We start from the raw sequence: 16,273 nt of genomic DNA, 5'->3' as shown, positions 1-16,273 counted from the left end.
CAAGCTTATCTTTAAAATCTCTTTAGACTAATTTCGCTTTAGTTTTTTGTTGATCGGTACATAAATCAACCTGTTCACGTTCAATCGGCAGCAATACGGTAAAGATCGTGCCTTCACCTTCATTGGAGGTGACGTTGATTTCACCCAAATTCATTTCCACAAAGCGTTTACATAAACTCAAACCTAAACCCGCGCCCTTCTCTCCTGCCGTACCTTTATAGCTCATGGTGATGCGCGGCTGAAACAGATCTTTAATTTGTTCTTGGGTCATGCCTAAGCCTGTGTCTTTGACATAGATTTCGACATAGGTGCCTTTGTGTTGTGCTTGGATATAGACTTTGCCCGTTCCATCAACATCGGTAAATTTCAGTGCATTGGAGACTAAGTTCTGAATCACCGAAGTGATCATATTCATATCGGCATAGACTTTTAGATTTTCATCTACTTCATTAATCAGTTGAATATTCTTCTTGATTGCCAAGGTTTTGAGAATATCGGTCACAATACTGGTGATTTGACGTAACTTGAAATTAATCGGATGATAGACAAAGCGACCACCTTCTGCCATTGACCAATTCAGTAAACTTTCCAATAAGTTATAGGTCGATTGCGAAGTGTCGTAGAGATAGTCCGCAATATTTTGAATACTGGATTCGTCTAAGGTTTCACGTTCTTTGGCTAAGATTTCAGAGAAGCCTAATAGACCATGAAATGGTGCACGTAAATCATGTGAAATAATGGAAAAGAATTTGGTTTTACTAAAATTCAGTGCGGATTCTTGTTCGTATAATTCTTTCAACTCGTCATGGTTAAACTTCAATTCCAGTTGCTGCATGAAATTGATGCAATGTTCTTGGAGGAGTTGTTTTTGTAATTCATTAAAGCCTTGAGCAGCTTCATCAAACAGAATGATATACCCAAGTGAGGTTTGATCTGGATGCCTGAGATGCAGAGCAATCGCAGTTTGGATTTTCTTTTTCAGTGGTACAAGAAATGCTAACAATGTTTGATATTGCGGATGATCGCTATCGACCAGATCACCATTGACGAATAAGGTATTTAAACTTTTGGTAACTTTTGCAGAATCAATCGCTTTGAGTTTTTCAGGACAGCGGTGCCACAGATAGGGTTCTTGATGAAATGACAGTAATGCGGTACTGGCTTGCATCAGCTTTCGGTTGAATTGTAAAAATTGCTCAAGCAAGTTCTGCTCTGAAGTTAGCCCCAAAGAAAGAGAGATTTTACAAGCGCTTAACTTTTCAGCTTGCTGTAGTTCTAATAATTGAATCGTCATTCCCGCCTCTCGAATATTATCGTTATACGGTTCTTTACGTTTTATAAAAAAAATGTGAAAACTATCACTTAGTATTAACAAACTTTAACAGAAAAGGCAATTGTTGATTCAATCAATTCGCAACAAAACGTGAAATTTCATTAAATTTTAACTTGAGCCCTGTCCAACATTAACAACAGGTGAGCTACCTCTATTACTTAGTTTATTATGTCAATGCAACTTTATTAATTATTCAAGAGCAAGTTCGACTTGTCCAAAAATCTATCAATAAAGAGTAAAAAGCCCTCTTGGGGGCGGGGGGACTAGCATTAGATAACTTTATTCATATCAATTTCATATCCTAGCTCTCTTATTTCTTTAGCTAATTGAAGTTCCCAGTTTGTATCAGATAAATAAACCATACCATTGATATCTCCAGGTAATTCAACACTATGATCTGTGACTAATGGGAAAACTTTATCTCTACCTAGTTTTCCAATCAATAAACCATGTTCAAATACAACATTTTGACGGGCGCGAGGCTGATAATTTTTTTTATCTTTTACTGATCCTTCATCATCTGGTGTATATAAAACAATACCAAACCCAACATCAGTAAAGTGCTCTAATTTTTCAATGATCGTTTTCCCACCATTCGCTTGTTCATGTAAAATAATCACATCGAACCCAAGTTTTTCTAAGAATCGAGCTGTTTTAAATTTAGTTGCTTCATCATGCCCATGAACGATAAATGCTTTTCTCAAAAGCTTACTAGGCTTTATCTTTTGAGATTCTTTTTCTGGTGTCTTCGCTAAAACAAACTCCACCTCATTATTTTCTATATCTAATATCAAAGAATCTATGAATGACAATGACGGGGAATACTCATCATTTAAAAACTGATTAACTGGATCACCATACCCAAAATAAATACCAGGATTGAGTATTGTGTGAAGCTTAGATTTGTACGATGGTAGGTTATTTTCCAAAAAATGGTATATAGCTCTTGTCCAAGCACCAAAGCGTTCTGTACCAAAATCGCTTCCTTTATGCAGATATGCTGAGTAAACCTCCCCTTCCAATCGTTCCTTAAATCTAGTTAATTCAGCAATTAATTGTTCTTTATCCATACATAGCTCTATTTAGATTTAGTTATAACTACTTAACATTGTTAAAATATTATCATTTTTTCCAAGCAAAAACTAAGGATATAAAAGATTTTAAATTATCTCGTTTGGAGATTTATGTTAAATCTAAACTTTTTAAATAGCTTCTTTATAATAATTTATCAAAAATTTGTGTCTTTGATTAACACCCTCAAATAGTAAGTCAATTAAATAAAGAATTTAGATCGACCTCATAACCTAAAGATCTTATCTCTCTTGCTAAGTCAATTTCCCAGTTTCTATCAGATAGATAAACCATTCCGCCAATATCGCCTGGTAATTCCACACTATGATCAGTTACCAAAGGAAAAACCCTTTCACGTGTTAACTTACCAATAAGTAAACCATGTTCAAATACAACGTTCTGCCTTGCTCTAGGTTGAAGCTGATCTTTCTTACTAACAGCCTCACCTACATCATCAGGTGTATAAAGAACTATCCCAAATCCAACATCTATAAAATGTTCTAATTTTTCAATAATCGTTTTGCCACCATTTGCCTGTTCATGCAAAATGATTGCATCAAATCCTAGTTTTTCTAAGAATCGAGCTGTTTTAAACTTAGTTGCTTCATCGTGCCCATGGACGATAAAAGCTTTCCGATCCAAACTATTATTTTTCTTAGTATCTGCATTTATTTTCTGCGGTAAATTTAAATAATCATCTGATTCAATGTCTCGTATTAAAGATGATAAAAAAGCATAAGATGGACTAATCTGAGCAACCTCTAATGAATTGGCTTTAGTAGTATACATACCTATTCTTAGGGGTGCGCTAAAAATTCTTTTAAGCTTATTTAAATAACCTGGCAAATTAGCTTCAAAAAACTGTTGAACACTTATACACCAAGATTCCCATCTTGCAGCACCCATCTCATAATCTATTTGTAGCTCAGCACGTACATCTGAAACTATTCTTGAATGATATCCATTTAATTTTTCTAGCAATTCATTTTTATCCATAATAAACCCTTAATTTCGTTAAATTGTTAGGAGTTTATCATTTATAAATTATCTTTTAATATTTTAATTTTCCTTATTTTTTGCCAAAACTCTCAGCAAAATTTCTGACCAACGTCAGTAAAGTTGCATGCTGTGCTGGGTCAACTTGCTCCCAAAGTTTTAATAACTCCTTGGCATCATTTGAAAGTAGATCAGAACAAAAACGTCCCCTGTACGTAGAAACCAGATATCAACTCTTTCTTAGTGTAAAGCTTCTAAGTCCTCTCGGTTCATGACTCTTTCGCGCATTTCAGCACTTGAGTTTTTGTTTTCCCAACCTTACTGCAACGCACATCCAATACACGCAAATGAGCTCGCCATGAGCCGTTTGCTTGTTGATAAACAGACAAACTCATTTTATGCAACAAGTTCCTAATTTTCAAAAATAAACCCACAAAAAAATGTGAAAAACATGTGGAAATATATACCTAAAAAAACCCGTAAATACCATAAAAAACACAACCGCTAGAAATGAAAAAACCCCAAGCCTTTAATACCAGCTTGGGGTCTTTGAATCTTGGTCCCGAGGGTCGGACTCGAACCGACACGTCATCTCTGACAGCGGATTTTGAGTCCGCCGCGTCTACCAATTTCACCACCTCGGGAAGAGTGCGATGCTTTGTGTTGCGTATAATAACCTGTTTGATTTTATTGTCAAACACTAACTCACGCTTATTGCTCACTTTTAAATCATTCAGATATTTTTCTGCTTATAAACACGCGAACTCAGCGAGAAAATACAAAAAAGACTATACTACGCCCAATTTTTGCAATGTTTTAGATGTATGCAACTCTCCGACTTTTCGTTTGATCTCCCCGATGAACTTATTGCTCGCTACCCATTAGACAGCCGTAGCGCATCTCGCCTGCTCCATATCGATGCCAAAGGCCAATATCATGACCATGCGTTTACCGATATTCTGGATTTACTTGAAGACGGTGATTTACTGGTGCTGAATGACACCAAAGTCATGAAAGCACGCTTAAAAGGCAAACGTGCTACTGGAGGTGCAATCGAAGTGCTGGTTGAACGCATGTTGGACATCCACACTGCTCATTGCCATATCAAATCAAGCAACTCACCTAAAGCTGGCGCAGAACTGTATATCGGTGAAGATGCTGTTCCTGTCACGGTACAAGGTCGCCATGAAAATCTGTTTGTGGTGAAGTTTTCACAACCAATTTTGTCGGTACTGGATCAATACGGTCAGCTCCCGATCCCACCTTATTTCAACCGTGAAGCCGAAGAAATTGATACCGAGCGTTATCAAACCGTATTCCACGATCCTGAAAAAATTGCCAGTGTCGCTGCGCCAACAGCCAGTCTGCATTTCGACCAAGGCTTATTAGAAAAACTAGCTGCTAAAGGCGTGCAAAAAACCTTTGTAACCTTGCATGTTGGTGCAGGTACATTTATGCCTGTACGTACTACGGATATTACCAATCACATTATGCACAGTGAGTGGTGTGATGTGCCACAAGCGACCATTGACCTGATTTTAGAAACCAAAGCACGCGGTAATAAAGTCATTGCGGTAGGCACTACGGCGACCCGCGCCCTAGAGAGTGCAGCACAAGCCAATCAAGGCCAAATTGCAGCTTGGACAGGTGATACGCAAATCTTTATCTACCCAGGTTATCAGTTCTGTATCGTGGATCGTTTGATTACCAACTTCCATTTACCTGAATCGACCTTGTTAATGCTAGTTTCAGCATTATCGAATCGAGATAATATCTTGGCTGCTTATACTCATGCAGTAGAACAACGTTATCGCTTCTTTAGTTATGGCGATGCGATGTTAGTGGACAAACTCGACGCTTAATATGGATCAATAGGCTAAATCACGGTTTAGCCTATCTCCTCAAAACTTCAAATAAACCACCATTCATTAAAATAAAAAAAGACCGTTAGATTTAGATTATAGACTTCTTAGTTTCTGAAATTTAAAGCATAATCAAAACAATACAGACCAATTATAATGAATCCATTAATTCCATGCCGATCGACACTGTACAACAAGCACTGCATATCCGACGTAAAAAAAATGCGCAGGTTTTTCACAATATTGCTCGGCTTTGGGAGGCAGGACAAAAGTCGCATACGGATCAAGACTTGTTAGATGCCTTGCATCCGTGGCGTGACGATCATAGCCTGCGTTTTTTTAATGTGCTGCCTTATTTACTAGCGCTCATTAGTATTGGAACCTTGGTGTTTGGCTATTTTCTCCATCCGCATATTCAATATATCTGGAGTCTGCTCGGCGCATTTTTGACAGGTTTTCTAGCCTATTTACTTTATGAGCCACAAGAGCCATTAACACGAGTAATTCGCTATTTAGAAGAACGAATGACCGTATTACGTTATGGTTTGCAGTTCCAGCAATTGCCTGCTTATTTACCCATTCAGGCGCAGCCCCTCTTGGTCCTGAGTAAGTTAAAGCAGCATTTCCCGCTATTTAATCGTGGCAATGAATCGAACGAGATTACCCAATACGCGTCTACCACATGGAACGATGGCACAACCGACCATCAGGTGTTACTGTTCCAGTACCACTATGTTAGCGAAATGCCAATTCTTCAGGACCAAGGTAACGATAAAAAAATCGTCAAAGAGATCCATAAAGATTTGTGGGGCGCATTTATCTTTCAAATGCCTGCTCTTGGTATTGCAGTGAGTAATCAGCGTTCTCGTTTTTTTGAACCATATACCAGTTCATGGCAAAGCAGTGATATTTTGATTAATCAAGAATTGAATATTTTTGGCCTCAATCAGCATCAGTTAGCGAAAGAAATCAGCCCGAGTCTGACTTTAAAATTACATGATTTTTTTCAACATTTTAGAGGTGATTTAATTTATCATCATGAAGAGCAAATCCTGTGTTATGTAGGCGAACAAAATCTTTTCCAAACCGCCAGTAAACGCAGTGAAATTCATGATATTTCAGCATTACGCGGGCACTTACGCACCATGACCATGCCGCAATATCAGAAATTTCAACAATTGATGCTCAATGTAATTCAATAATTCTCCCGAGCTCTCTTTTAATAAAGCGAGAATTTAAGGGAAATAACAATAAGGGGAATGACGATGACAGGTTTACTGATCTTCTTGGGGATTTTTGTAGTACTGATTGTATGGGGCGTTTCTATTCGCAACAACATCGTACGGTATTTTAATGCCACCAAACGTGCATGGTCCGAAGTGGCTAACTTCGAACGTCAAAAAATAAAGACCTTAGAAGCATTGGAAGCAACGCTGGATCAATACACCCAGTTTGAAAAATCCACTTTGGAAAAAGTCACTGAATTGCGCCAGCAGATTCTCAATCTGAATGTGAATGACACGGATATTTCACAGTTACAACAGATCGAGAAAATGAGCAAAGAGCTGATTCGTAGCCTCAATGTGGTGGTTGAAAATTATCCTGAACTGAAAGCAGATGCGCTATACAGCAAAATGATGGATGATATTCAGGAGCAAAACGAGAACGTCGGTGCTGCAATTACCATTTTTAACCGCAACGTGGAATTGTTTAATAACCAGATTGAGGTGTTTCCAAACAACCTGATCAATACCCTGACATTATCCAAGAAAGCAATTCGCCCATTTAAAGATAATCTGGCGACTGAAAATTTTGACTATAAACCGAATTTTTAGTGCGGTAGTTAAACATATTAGCGTCTTATAGTTATCTCACTCATTTCAGTAAAAACCTTCGGTTGGAGTTACTTTTGTTTTGGCAAAAGTAACCAAAACCCTTGCACAGCTTTAATCGCTGTTCATAGGCTGACGGTACATCCTTGCTACCGCAGTCTAACGCGGCGGCATCCATGCCGCCATCTCGATAGCAAATTTCCTCACAAATGTCGCATTACAAAATGCAAAAACCTTATTCACGTAAATCAGTATTTGCTCATCAACATTCGAGCAAATATCACCCAAAACTTATCAAACTAAATCTATTTTATCTCTCGCTACATTTAGTAGTAGAACTACACGCCATAATCGGGGAAAATAGCCGCTTTCGATCAGCGAACTGTTTTTTCGCCTTCTTGCGCTGCAATCAAAGTAGCACTTCGATCTTGCTCAGGTTATTACATGAAATTTGAAAAATTAGGCCAGTCGGGGCGCGCCCGTCGTGGTCGACTTACTTTAGAACATGGTGTGGTTGAAACCCCTGTATTTATGCCAGTGGGTACTTACGGTACAGTCAAAGGCATGCTCCCGCGTGATATTGAAGAAATTCAAGCACAAATTATCTTGGGAAATACCTTCCATTTATATTTACGTCCAGGCCTTGAAGTGATTAAAGAGCATGGCGGTCTGCATGAGTTTATCCGCTGGGATAAACCGATTTTGACTGATTCAGGCGGTTTCCAAGTCTTTAGCTTGGGCGCAATGCGTAAAATCAAAGAAGAAGGTGTGACCTTCCGCTCTCCGATTGATGGTTCTAAGGTGTTCTTGTCTCCAGAAATTTCAATGGAGATTCAACACGTACTCAACTCAGATATCGTGATGATCTTTGATGAATGTACCCCTTACCCTGCAACCCATGAAGAAGCGCAAAAATCATTGCAGCTTTCTTTGCGTTGGGCAAAGCGTTGTAAAACCCATCATCATGATGAGCTCAAGAATAAAAATGCCTTATTCGGCATTATTCAAGGTGGCATGTATGAAGACCTACGTGATGAGTCATTGACTGGTTTATTGGAAGTTGGTTTTGATGGTTATGCAATTGGCGGTTTATCGGTAGGTGAACCGAAAGAGGAAATGATCAAGGTGCTTGATTATTTACCTAACAAAATGCCACAGGACAAGCCTCGCTATTTAATGGGTGTCGGTAAACCAGAAGACATCGTCGAAGCGGTTCGTCGTGGTGTCGATATGTTTGACTGTGTGATGCCAACCCGCAATGCACGTAATGGTCACTACTTTGTCACCGATGGTTTGGTCCGAATCCGCAACAGTCGCTATCGTCATGATCAAGGTCCTTTAGACCCACATTGTGATTGCTACACTTGTAAAAACTTCAGTCGTGCCTATTTATATCATTTAGAGAAGTGTGGTGAGATGCTGGCATCGATGCTCGGTACTATTCATAACTTGCGTTACTACCAACGCCTCACTCAAGGTATGCGTGATGCATTGGATAACGGCACATTTGATGAATATGTTCAGGACTTTTATGCGCGTCGTGGATTAGACGTTCCACCATGCCCTGAAGACTAATGTGAAGTAAATGCATCAAGATTTGCGCCTGATCGCAAGACAAGGTACATTGCAAAACAAATTGGAATTTATTGTTAATTTTTTGGCTTTTTAATTTTAGGAAAACGAAATGAGCTTCTTAATCTCTACTGCTCACGCTGCACCTGCGGCTGCACAAGGTCCTAGCCTGATGGCAAACATCTTGATGATTGCTGTTTTTATTGCAATCTTCTATTTCTTGATCTGGAGACCTCAAGCGAAACGTGCCAAAGAACACCGTTCTTTAATCGAAAGCTTGGGCGTAGGCAGTGAAATCGTGTTTGCGGGTGGTTTAATGGGGAGAATTACCAAACTTGAAGGTGACTTTGCAGTAGTTGAACTTGCTCGTGGTGTTGATGTAAAAATTCAACGTGCGAGTGTCATTTCAGTCTTACCTGAAGGCACACTAAATAACCTTTAATCATAAAATAGTCGTGCCTCAGCACGACTTTTTCATTTAAGAAGAAAGCAAATGCGTTACCCTGCATGGAAATATTTGCTGATCCTTGTGGTACTTGTGATCAGTACGTTATATGCACTTCCAAGTCTGTATCCAGATGAACCTGCTGTCCAAATTTCTGGCGCAAAAGCAGGCACAAAAATTGATCAGACCATCGTGCAAAAAGCTGAGCAGATTTTAAAAACTGCCGACATTAGCAGTCACGACAATAGCTTTACCAATAACGCAGCATTATTACGCTTAAACTCTTCTGAAGAACAGTTAAAAGCCAAAGAAGTATTGCGTCGTGATTTAGGTGAAGACTACGTTGTTGCGCTCAACCTTGCACCGACTACACCAGAATGGTTGCAAAAGATTGGGGCAAAACCGATGAAACTCGGTTTGGACTTACGTGGTGGTGTACACTTCTTGCTCGAAGTCGACATGGATAAAGCAATTAGTCAGCGCATGGAAACATCTGCGACTGATTTGCGTCGTCAATTCCGTGATAACAAAATCAAATTTAACAACCTTGCGTTAAGTAACAATACCATTACTGTCCAGTTTGCCAGCAATGCAGACCGTGATGCTGCGACTGATTTTTTACGTCGTAATGGTAATGAATATACTCAACAAGCGGTTGCAACATCATCTGGTGCAACTTTAAGACTGACTTATACCGACGCACGTCGTCAGGAAATTCAATCTTATGCAGTGAACCAAAACTTAACGACTCTACGTAACCGTATTAACGAACTGGGTGTAGCCGAAGCACTGGTACAAACCCAAGGTAGTAATCGTATCGTAGTTGAATTACCAGGTGTACAAGATACTGCGGAAGCAAAACGTGTCTTGGGTCGTACGGCGAACTTGGAATTCCGTTTAGTTGCGGACAGCAACGATCAATATATCGATCCATATACAGGTAAATATAATGGTCAGCCACTTCCTCCAGGCACTGAAGTATTTGCTTATCAGTCTTTAGACAGTGGTCGTCAGTTACTGTTGCAACGTAACCGTATTTTGACGGGCGAACGTGTTCAAAATGCAAGCTCTGGCTTCAGCCAAGACTCTGGTGGTGCAGAAGTTAATATCACCCTAGATTCTTCAGGTGGTAAGCTCATGGCTGATGCAACCCGTGGTGCTGTGGGTAAACGTATGGCGGTTTTGTTTATCGAAAATAAACAAAAAATCTCTTATGTTGCTGATCCAAACACAGGTGTACAAACTGAAGTTCGTACTCCATATACCGAATCTGTAGTCATTAATGCCGCAACTATTCAAGCGGTATTGGGTTCACAATTCCGTATTACTGGTCTTGATTCACCACAAGAAGCTGCTGAACTTGCGCTCATGCTACGTGCAGGTGCTTTGGCTGCGCCAATGTACTTCGTTGAAGAACGTGTAGTTGGTCCAAGCCTTGGTCAAGAAAACATTGACAAGGGTGTGTTATCTACTCAAATCGGCTTCTTGCTGGTTGCCATCTGGATGGTTGTGTTCTTCCGTTTATTCGGTTTAATCGCGAACTTTGCTTTGGTATTTAACCTTGCCATGATCTTAACAGTGATGTCTTGGATTGGTGCTTCGCTCACCTTGCCGGGTATTGCGGGTATCGTCATTACCATTGGTATGGCGGTCGATGCCAACGTCCTGATCTGTGAACGAATACGGGAAGAAATGATCTGGGGTGCCTCACCCAAACAGGCAATTGTTGCGGGTTACGATCGGGCCTATAACACCATTCTTGACTCGAACTTAACCACATTCCTCGTTGCGTTTATCTTATTCGCGATTGGTACTGGTCCAATCAAAGGCTTCGCAGTCACCTTGATGATCGGTATTATTTGTTCGATGTTTACTGCAATTACCGTAACACGTGCAATCGTACAGCTCATTTATGGCAAACGCCGTAATTTGACCAAGTTGAGTATTTAAGGAGATTCACATGACTGATCTGACTCAACAAGACTCAAAGCAATACGGTCGCCCAGATGATCTAAAAATCATCCCGTTCATGAAGATTGCCAAACCAGCGGCTATCTTCTCAGTCCTGATTACCATTGCCAGTATCTTCTTTATTGTCACCAAAGGTCTGAACCTCGGTTTAGACTTTACTGGGGGTATTTCAGCTGAATTGAACTATAAGCAAGGGGTTCAACCTGCTCAAGTGGTTCAAGCTTTAGATCGTGCTGGCTTTAAAGATGCTGTTGTACAAACATTGGGAAGTAATACTGACCTGATTGTACGTATGCCAGTACAAGAAGACCTCAATGTAGAAGACCTGAGCAATAGCATTACCAAAGCAGTGCAATTGCCAAATAACACAGTAGAAGTCCATAAGGTCGATGCTGTGGGCGGTGCTGTAGGTAACGAGCTGTATGTACGCTCTGCGGGTGCTGTTGCGCTGGCATTGATCCTGATGTTGATCTACGTCACCATTCGCTTCGAATTTAAACTGGCGATGGGTGCGGTGATGTCGTTATTCCACGATATCATCATCATTATTGGTGCATTTGCGGTATTCCAATGGCCATTTGATTTAACCGTTTTAGCAGCGGTACTCGCGGTCATTGGTTTCTCGCTCAACGATAACATCGTTGTATCGGATCGTATCCGTGAGAACTTCCGTAAGATTCGTGGTGCGACTCCGCGTGAAATCGTGGACATCGCGCTGACAGAAACTTTACGTCGTACCATCCATACCTCGATGACCTTATTACTTGTGGTCCTTGCCATGATGTTCTTAGGCGGTGATGGTCTACATTGGTTCTCTGTGGCGATGTTTGTCGGTATCTTTGTCGGTACCTACTCATCGATCTATATCGGTACTGCATTCGCATTATGGCGCGGTCTGAATCGTCAGGACTTTATTGTTCAAGTTAAACCTGAGTTTGAAGAAGAAGAGATTCCTTAAATCTTTTCGGTTCTTCATTCAAATAAAATGCCAGCGACATGCTGGCATTTTTTATTTAAGGCAATTGAATAATTTGAATTACGGTTAATGCTGAATAATCTGGATCTGAGGAAATTGAAAGCCACGACAGGACTGCTCTGCCCGCCATGCCACTGTCAGCACAATCGTCTGATTTAAAATAAAATTCTGATACGCAAAACTACCAATCAAAGGATGAGAGCACATGCCACCATGATTGGATGGATGAACTTGAGTATTTAAGCTATTCAGATCTAAACGAATCCCCAACCCTGACGCTTTTAATACTGCTTCTTTGGTGGTCCACACCCGTAACCAATATTCTGGATCTTGATCCTGCTGCTGCCAAGTTTGGTATTCCTCGGCATGAAAAGCGTGTTGTGCCAAAGCATCAAAGCGTACTTTACGATCGAGTTCTTCCACATCAACACCAAGATCTTTTACGCGTTCACTCATGGCCAATACATAATACAGCTGACTATGCGTATGGTTAAAATGCAAGGGATGAGAACTTAAAAAAGGCTTCCCATGTTCATGTTTTGAAAAGCTTAATGCCTCAACTGGACAATGCAGTCGCTCAGCTAAAAGAACATTACGATACTGTTTGATTTGTTCTTTTTTATAATGGTTAAAGCTGCTTAAATCGGCAAAATCAGTTTTACTTTGTTCAAGGAGTTGAGCCAATGCCTGAACATGGATTTCAATTTGACGTGTCACCACTCACTCTCCTTTGATATAAAAAAGCCCAAAGCAAACTTTGGGCTCTTGGCATCAAGATCAGCTTAACGCTTGAATTTCTTTTCTGCTTTTTTGAATTTCTGTACATAACGACGTTTACGTGCTGCAACGCGTTCATCCACTTGTGACTTACGCCCTTCAAATGGATTTTCAGAAGTTTTAAAATCAACACGCACTGGCGTTCCTTCCAGTTTGTAAACTTTACGGAACACATTCTCCAGATAACGACGATAATCCGCAGGCGTTTTGTCTACCTTGTTACCGTGAATCACGATCGTTGGTGGATTTTGTCCGCCCATATGCGCATAACGCATTTTGATACGCTTACCACCGATCATCGGCGGTTGATGCGCTTCAGTTGCATCATTCAAGATCTGAGTTAATTTCGCAGGAGAAACTTTTAAATGCGATGAATCATAAGCACGGTGGATCGTTGGGTACATTTCCCCGACGCCAGTACCATGCAATGCTGAAATTAAATGTACTTTGGCCCAAGGAATAAAGTCAAAACGGCGGTCAACATCCAACTTACATTGCTTACGATCATACTCGGTCATGTTGTCCCATTTGTTGATCGCAATCACCATGGCACGGCCAGCTTCAAGTGCATAACCAATCAAATGTAAATCTTGTTCGACCACCCCTTCACGGGCATCCAGTACCACCACGATGACATGCGCATCTTTAATGGCTTGTAGGGTTTTCACAATTGAGAACTTCTCAATCATTTCCTCTACTTTGCCTTTACGACGCACACCCGCAGTATCGATTAACGTATATTGACGTCCATCACGTTCAAACGGGATGTAAATCGAATCACGGGTTGTTCCTGGTTGGTCAAATGCAACCACACGGTCTTCGCCCAACAAACGGTTGACCAAGGTCGATTTACCGACATTCGGACGACCAATAATCGCCAAACGTAAACCAGTCGCCTTGTCATGTTCTTCTGGATTTTCATCTTCAGGAACTTCAGCCAAAACATCTTCAAGCATTTGCTGTACGCCACGTCCGTGACTTGCAGCAACTTGTAAGGGTTCACCCATACCGAGCTTGTAGAACTCAACCAATGCAGCCTCAGCATGGACACCGTCCACCTTGTTGGCAACCAAGTAAACTTTCTTACCTAGCGTACGTAATTCACGTGCAATTTGTTCATCTGATGCCAATAAGCCAGCACGCGCGTCCACAACAAAAACAATGATATCTGCTTCATGAATCGCAGTTTTCGACTGTTCAGCCATGTACGAGTCAATACCACCTTCATTCTCACCGATACCACCAGTATCGACGACAATGAATGACTTATTTTGAAAAACAGCATCACCATATTTACGGTCACGGGTTAAACCAGCAAAATCGGCAACCAAAGCATCACGACTTTTGGTGATTTGGTTAAATAGCGTTGATTTTCCGACGTTTGGTCGACCAATGAGCGCAATAACGGGTTTCATAAATTAACCTTAATTCAGACGAGCCATCGTTGATGACATCGTATCAGAAACTGTAGGGAAGATTTTGGTGATCAAATGATCATAATAAAAATTCGGGGATTTGTCTGACAAATACCCCGAAGAATTTGTTAAAAGTGCAATTCGCTATTTTAATTTTACCACATTTAGGAAAAATTAACGATTCTGCCAAATGCTTAATGCACCTTTACGCGTCGCAACATAAAGTTGATTGTCAATCACGCGTAATGAACGCACTTCACCACTGGTTTTAGCACGGCCAATGAGCTTACCTGAGGCTGGATTAATCAGATGAATCACACCATCCAAATCACCCACAACAAGGTTTTGTCCTAACATCACAGGATTGCTGAGCTTACGGTTCAGCAACTCTTCATTTTGCCAAACCAACTCACCTGTCGCTAAATTATAAGCATTCAATTTACCGTCAGTCGTTGCAACATAGACTTTATCATCAGCCACTTCAGCACTATTGGTGCTGCTTGCATCTTCACTCCACACGACACGTTGTGTTGCAAGATCCGTCACAGTCACTTGGCCTTGGAAGCTTGTAGTCACCAAATATTGTCCTGAAACAACTGGATCACCCACAACATCCACCAAACGCTGGATATCAGAACGACCTTCACTGATCGCGACACGACGTTGGAAACGCGGTATACCACTAATGATATCTAAGGCATACACATAGGCATTGGCAGAACCAATCAGTACAGTACGCTCATCTAAACGAACTGGTGCTGGCTGGCCACGCAAACTGAATTGTACATTTGGCAGCTTATATGCCCAAACCTGTTGTCCTGTCACTGCATCGTGCGCAAATACCGTACCGTCATTGGCAATGGTAATGACACGACCAGACTGGATCAGTGATGGAGACAAAATTGCTCCAGACAATTTCGCTGTCCATTTTTGTTCGCCAGTCGCTTGGTCTAAAGCAAATAACTGACCTTTACGATTACCACTGACCACAATCCCTTCACCCGCTTCTACACCCGCAGTGAGTTCTTGTTTGGTAATTTTACTTTTCCAAAGACGTTCTTTACCTTTGTACGCAGACACCTGACCATCAGGATCAATCGCAAAAACTACACCATTGTCGGTATCCAACTGCAGGCGTAAAGCTTCAGCGGCATTGGTCGACGAAACACTTTGTGAAAACACAAGGTTTAAACTTTGTTCTTGCGTGATTTTTGGCAATGGATTTGGTTTGACTTCTTTTACTTTATTGCTTGAACAACCAACCAATAAAGCTGAAGCAATTGCAATTGCCAAAGGTAGTTTTAGTTTATTCTGCATTAAGACTCATCCACTTTGGTATCTAAGATCGGGCGCTCAAACTCAGGATCATCTACTAAAACGCCAACACTTTCGAGTTTAATTTGTAAAAGCTGACGCTCTTGTTTACGTTCGAGCAAGTTATCCCATGCACTTTGATACGCTTTACGCGCAGATGCGTTGTCTTTTTTCGCAACAAAAATATCACCACGCAGCTCTTCTGCTGATGCTTTAAATGCTGGATCAGTCACGCTTGATAAGGTTTTCAAAGCTTCATCGTATTTGCTTTGCGCCAATTGCGTATCAGCTAAACGTATTTTAACAATTTGCAGCAAACCTGCATCTTTCACCTTTGAATTTTCAACTTTCTTCAAGGCTTTTTCAGCAGCAGCATAATCTTGCTTGTCATAAGCAAGTTTCGCCATGATAAATTGTGTTTGAATCGCTTGAGCAGAGTCAGCGTCATCTTTCACAATTTTATCAGCTGTTTCAGATAAGCTTGCAAAGGCATTCGGTTGACCTGATGCGGCTTTTGCCTCATCCATCAACTTTTGTACCTTTGCGGTTTGGTTCTGGGCTTCAGCAAGGTTTTTCTTTTGCCAGTATTCCCATCCGAAAAAGGCAATCAAGGCAATGAGAATTCCGCTAATCATTGCAGAACCATATTTTTTGGCAAACGACTTTAAACTGTCGAGTTGTTCATCATCACTTAAACTCATGTGATTGT

General features: G+C 40.7%; 14 protein-coding genes and 1 tRNA gene. 7 read left to right on the top strand and 8 right to left on the bottom strand.

Going from position 1 to position 16,273, the window contains the following annotated elements; genetic code table 11:
- Positions 1-22: 22 nt before the first annotated feature.
- From MMO42_RS09540 to MMO42_RS09525, 4 genes are all read right to left on the bottom strand, one after another.
- The gene (locus tag MMO42_RS09540; protein WP_241320345.1) at positions 23-1,294 is read right to left on the bottom strand and encodes a HAMP domain-containing sensor histidine kinase; all 1,272 of its coding nucleotides are present in this window, start codon (positions 1,292-1,294) and stop codon (positions 23-25) included.
- Between the two features lie 308 nt (positions 1,295-1,602).
- Positions 1,603-2,403: a nucleotide-binding protein gene (locus tag MMO42_RS09535; protein ID WP_241320344.1), complete on the bottom strand. Its 801-nt coding sequence runs from the start codon at positions 2,401-2,403 to the stop codon at positions 1,603-1,605.
- Positions 2,404-2,602: 199 nt separating this feature from the next.
- Positions 2,603-3,400 (bottom strand): nucleotide-binding protein, encoded by a 798-nt coding sequence (locus MMO42_RS09530; protein ID WP_241320343.1) that lies wholly within the window; start codon positions 3,398-3,400, stop codon positions 2,603-2,605.
- Between the two features lie 557 nt (positions 3,401-3,957).
- Positions 3,958-4,044 (bottom strand) — tRNA-Leu (locus MMO42_RS09525).
- Between the two features lie 180 nt (positions 4,045-4,224).
- On the opposite strand from MMO42_RS09525, the gene queA reads away from it, so the two are divergent.
- The 7 genes from queA (at position 4,225) to secF (ending at position 12,040) form a co-directional block, all read left to right on the top strand.
- Positions 4,225-5,262: a tRNA preQ1(34) S-adenosylmethionine ribosyltransferase-isomerase QueA gene (gene queA / locus MMO42_RS09520; protein WP_241320342.1), complete on the top strand. Its 1,038-nt coding sequence runs from the start codon at positions 4,225-4,227 to the stop codon at positions 5,260-5,262.
- 173 nt (positions 5,263-5,435) lie between these two features.
- Positions 5,436-6,464, top strand: a complete 1,029-nt coding sequence (locus MMO42_RS09515) for a hypothetical protein (protein WP_241320341.1) — start codon at positions 5,436-5,438, stop codon at positions 6,462-6,464.
- Between the two features lie 63 nt (positions 6,465-6,527).
- Positions 6,528-7,097, top strand: coding sequence for a LemA family protein (locus MMO42_RS09510; RefSeq protein ID WP_241286117.1), 570 nt, complete (start codon positions 6,528-6,530; stop codon positions 7,095-7,097).
- Between the two features lie 441 nt (positions 7,098-7,538).
- The gene (tgt, locus tag MMO42_RS09505; protein WP_005193126.1) at positions 7,539-8,669 is read left to right on the top strand and encodes a tRNA guanosine(34) transglycosylase Tgt; all 1,131 of its coding nucleotides are present in this window, start codon (positions 7,539-7,541) and stop codon (positions 8,667-8,669) included.
- 109 nt (positions 8,670-8,778) lie between these two features.
- On the top strand, positions 8,779-9,108 hold the full coding sequence (gene yajC / locus MMO42_RS09500; RefSeq protein ID WP_005149729.1) for a preprotein translocase subunit YajC: 330 nt from the start codon (positions 8,779-8,781) through the stop codon (positions 9,106-9,108).
- 51 nt (positions 9,109-9,159) lie between these two features.
- Positions 9,160-11,061, top strand: a complete 1,902-nt coding sequence (gene secD / locus MMO42_RS09495) for a protein translocase subunit SecD (RefSeq protein WP_241320340.1) — start codon at positions 9,160-9,162, stop codon at positions 11,059-11,061.
- Between the two features lie 10 nt (positions 11,062-11,071).
- A complete protein-coding gene (secF, locus tag MMO42_RS09490; protein ID WP_241320339.1) occupies positions 11,072-12,040 on the top strand; it encodes a protein translocase subunit SecF in 969 nt (322 codons plus the stop codon).
- Between the two features lie 84 nt (positions 12,041-12,124).
- Here secF and MMO42_RS09485 read toward each other — a convergent pair whose 3' ends face one another.
- The 4 genes from MMO42_RS09485 to MMO42_RS09470 all read right to left on the bottom strand — a co-directional run bounded on the left by MMO42_RS09485 (position 12,125) and on the right by MMO42_RS09470 (position 16,265).
- A complete protein-coding gene (locus MMO42_RS09485; RefSeq protein ID WP_241320338.1) occupies positions 12,125-12,778 on the bottom strand; it encodes a 4'-phosphopantetheinyl transferase superfamily protein in 654 nt (217 codons plus the stop codon).
- Between the two features lie 62 nt (positions 12,779-12,840).
- Positions 12,841-14,250, bottom strand: coding sequence for a ribosome biogenesis GTPase Der (der, locus tag MMO42_RS09480; protein WP_005149719.1), 1,410 nt, complete (start codon positions 14,248-14,250; stop codon positions 12,841-12,843).
- A 174-nt stretch (positions 14,251-14,424) separates the two neighbouring features.
- Entirely contained in the window at positions 14,425-15,567 is a 1,143-nt protein-coding gene (gene bamB, locus MMO42_RS09475; RefSeq protein WP_241320337.1) for an outer membrane protein assembly factor BamB, read from the bottom strand.
- Positions 15,567-16,265 (bottom strand): tetratricopeptide repeat protein, encoded by a 699-nt coding sequence (locus MMO42_RS09470; RefSeq protein ID WP_005296851.1) that lies wholly within the window; start codon positions 16,263-16,265, stop codon positions 15,567-15,569. The genes bamB and MMO42_RS09470 overlap by 1 nt, the downstream gene beginning before the upstream one ends.
- Positions 16,266-16,273 lie beyond the last annotated feature (8 nt).

The sequence above is a fragment of the Acinetobacter sp. ANC 3882 genome (assembly GCF_022549545.1).
Taxonomy (GTDB): Bacteria; Pseudomonadota; Gammaproteobacteria; order Pseudomonadales; family Moraxellaceae; genus Acinetobacter.
The sequence above is the reverse complement of the archived record's forward strand: the minus strand, read 5'-3'. Positions and strand labels throughout refer to the sequence as shown.

Bases quoted from the DNA above. Each gene is read 5' to 3' on its own strand.
- MMO42_RS09540 (WP_241320345.1), bottom strand. From the start codon at position 1,294: ATGACGATTCAATTATTAGAACTACAGCAAGCTGAAAAGTTAAGCGCT.
- MMO42_RS09535 (WP_241320344.1), bottom strand. From the start codon at position 2,403: ATGGATAAAGAACAATTAATTGCTGAATTAACTAGATTTAAGGAACGA.
- MMO42_RS09530 (WP_241320343.1), bottom strand. From the start codon at position 3,400: ATGGATAAAAATGAATTGCTAGAAAAATTAAATGGATATCATTCAAGA.
- queA (WP_241320342.1), top strand. From the start codon at position 4,225: ATGCAACTCTCCGACTTTTCGTTTGATCTCCCCGATGAACTTATTGCT.
- MMO42_RS09515 (WP_241320341.1), top strand. From the start codon at position 5,436: ATGCCGATCGACACTGTACAACAAGCACTGCATATCCGACGTAAAAAA.
- MMO42_RS09510 (WP_241286117.1), top strand. From the start codon at position 6,528: ATGACAGGTTTACTGATCTTCTTGGGGATTTTTGTAGTACTGATTGTA.
- tgt (WP_005193126.1), top strand. From the start codon at position 7,539: ATGAAATTTGAAAAATTAGGCCAGTCGGGGCGCGCCCGTCGTGGTCGA.
- yajC (WP_005149729.1), top strand. From the start codon at position 8,779: ATGAGCTTCTTAATCTCTACTGCTCACGCTGCACCTGCGGCTGCACAA.
- secD (WP_241320340.1), top strand. From the start codon at position 9,160: ATGCGTTACCCTGCATGGAAATATTTGCTGATCCTTGTGGTACTTGTG.
- secF (WP_241320339.1), top strand. From the start codon at position 11,072: ATGACTGATCTGACTCAACAAGACTCAAAGCAATACGGTCGCCCAGAT.
- der (WP_005149719.1), bottom strand. From the start codon at position 14,250: ATGAAACCCGTTATTGCGCTCATTGGTCGACCAAACGTCGGAAAATCA.
- bamB (WP_241320337.1), bottom strand. From the start codon at position 15,567: ATGCAGAATAAACTAAAACTACCTTTGGCAATTGCAATTGCTTCAGCT.
- MMO42_RS09470 (WP_005296851.1), bottom strand. From the start codon at position 16,265: ATGAGTTTAAGTGATGATGAACAACTCGACAGTTTAAAGTCGTTTGCC.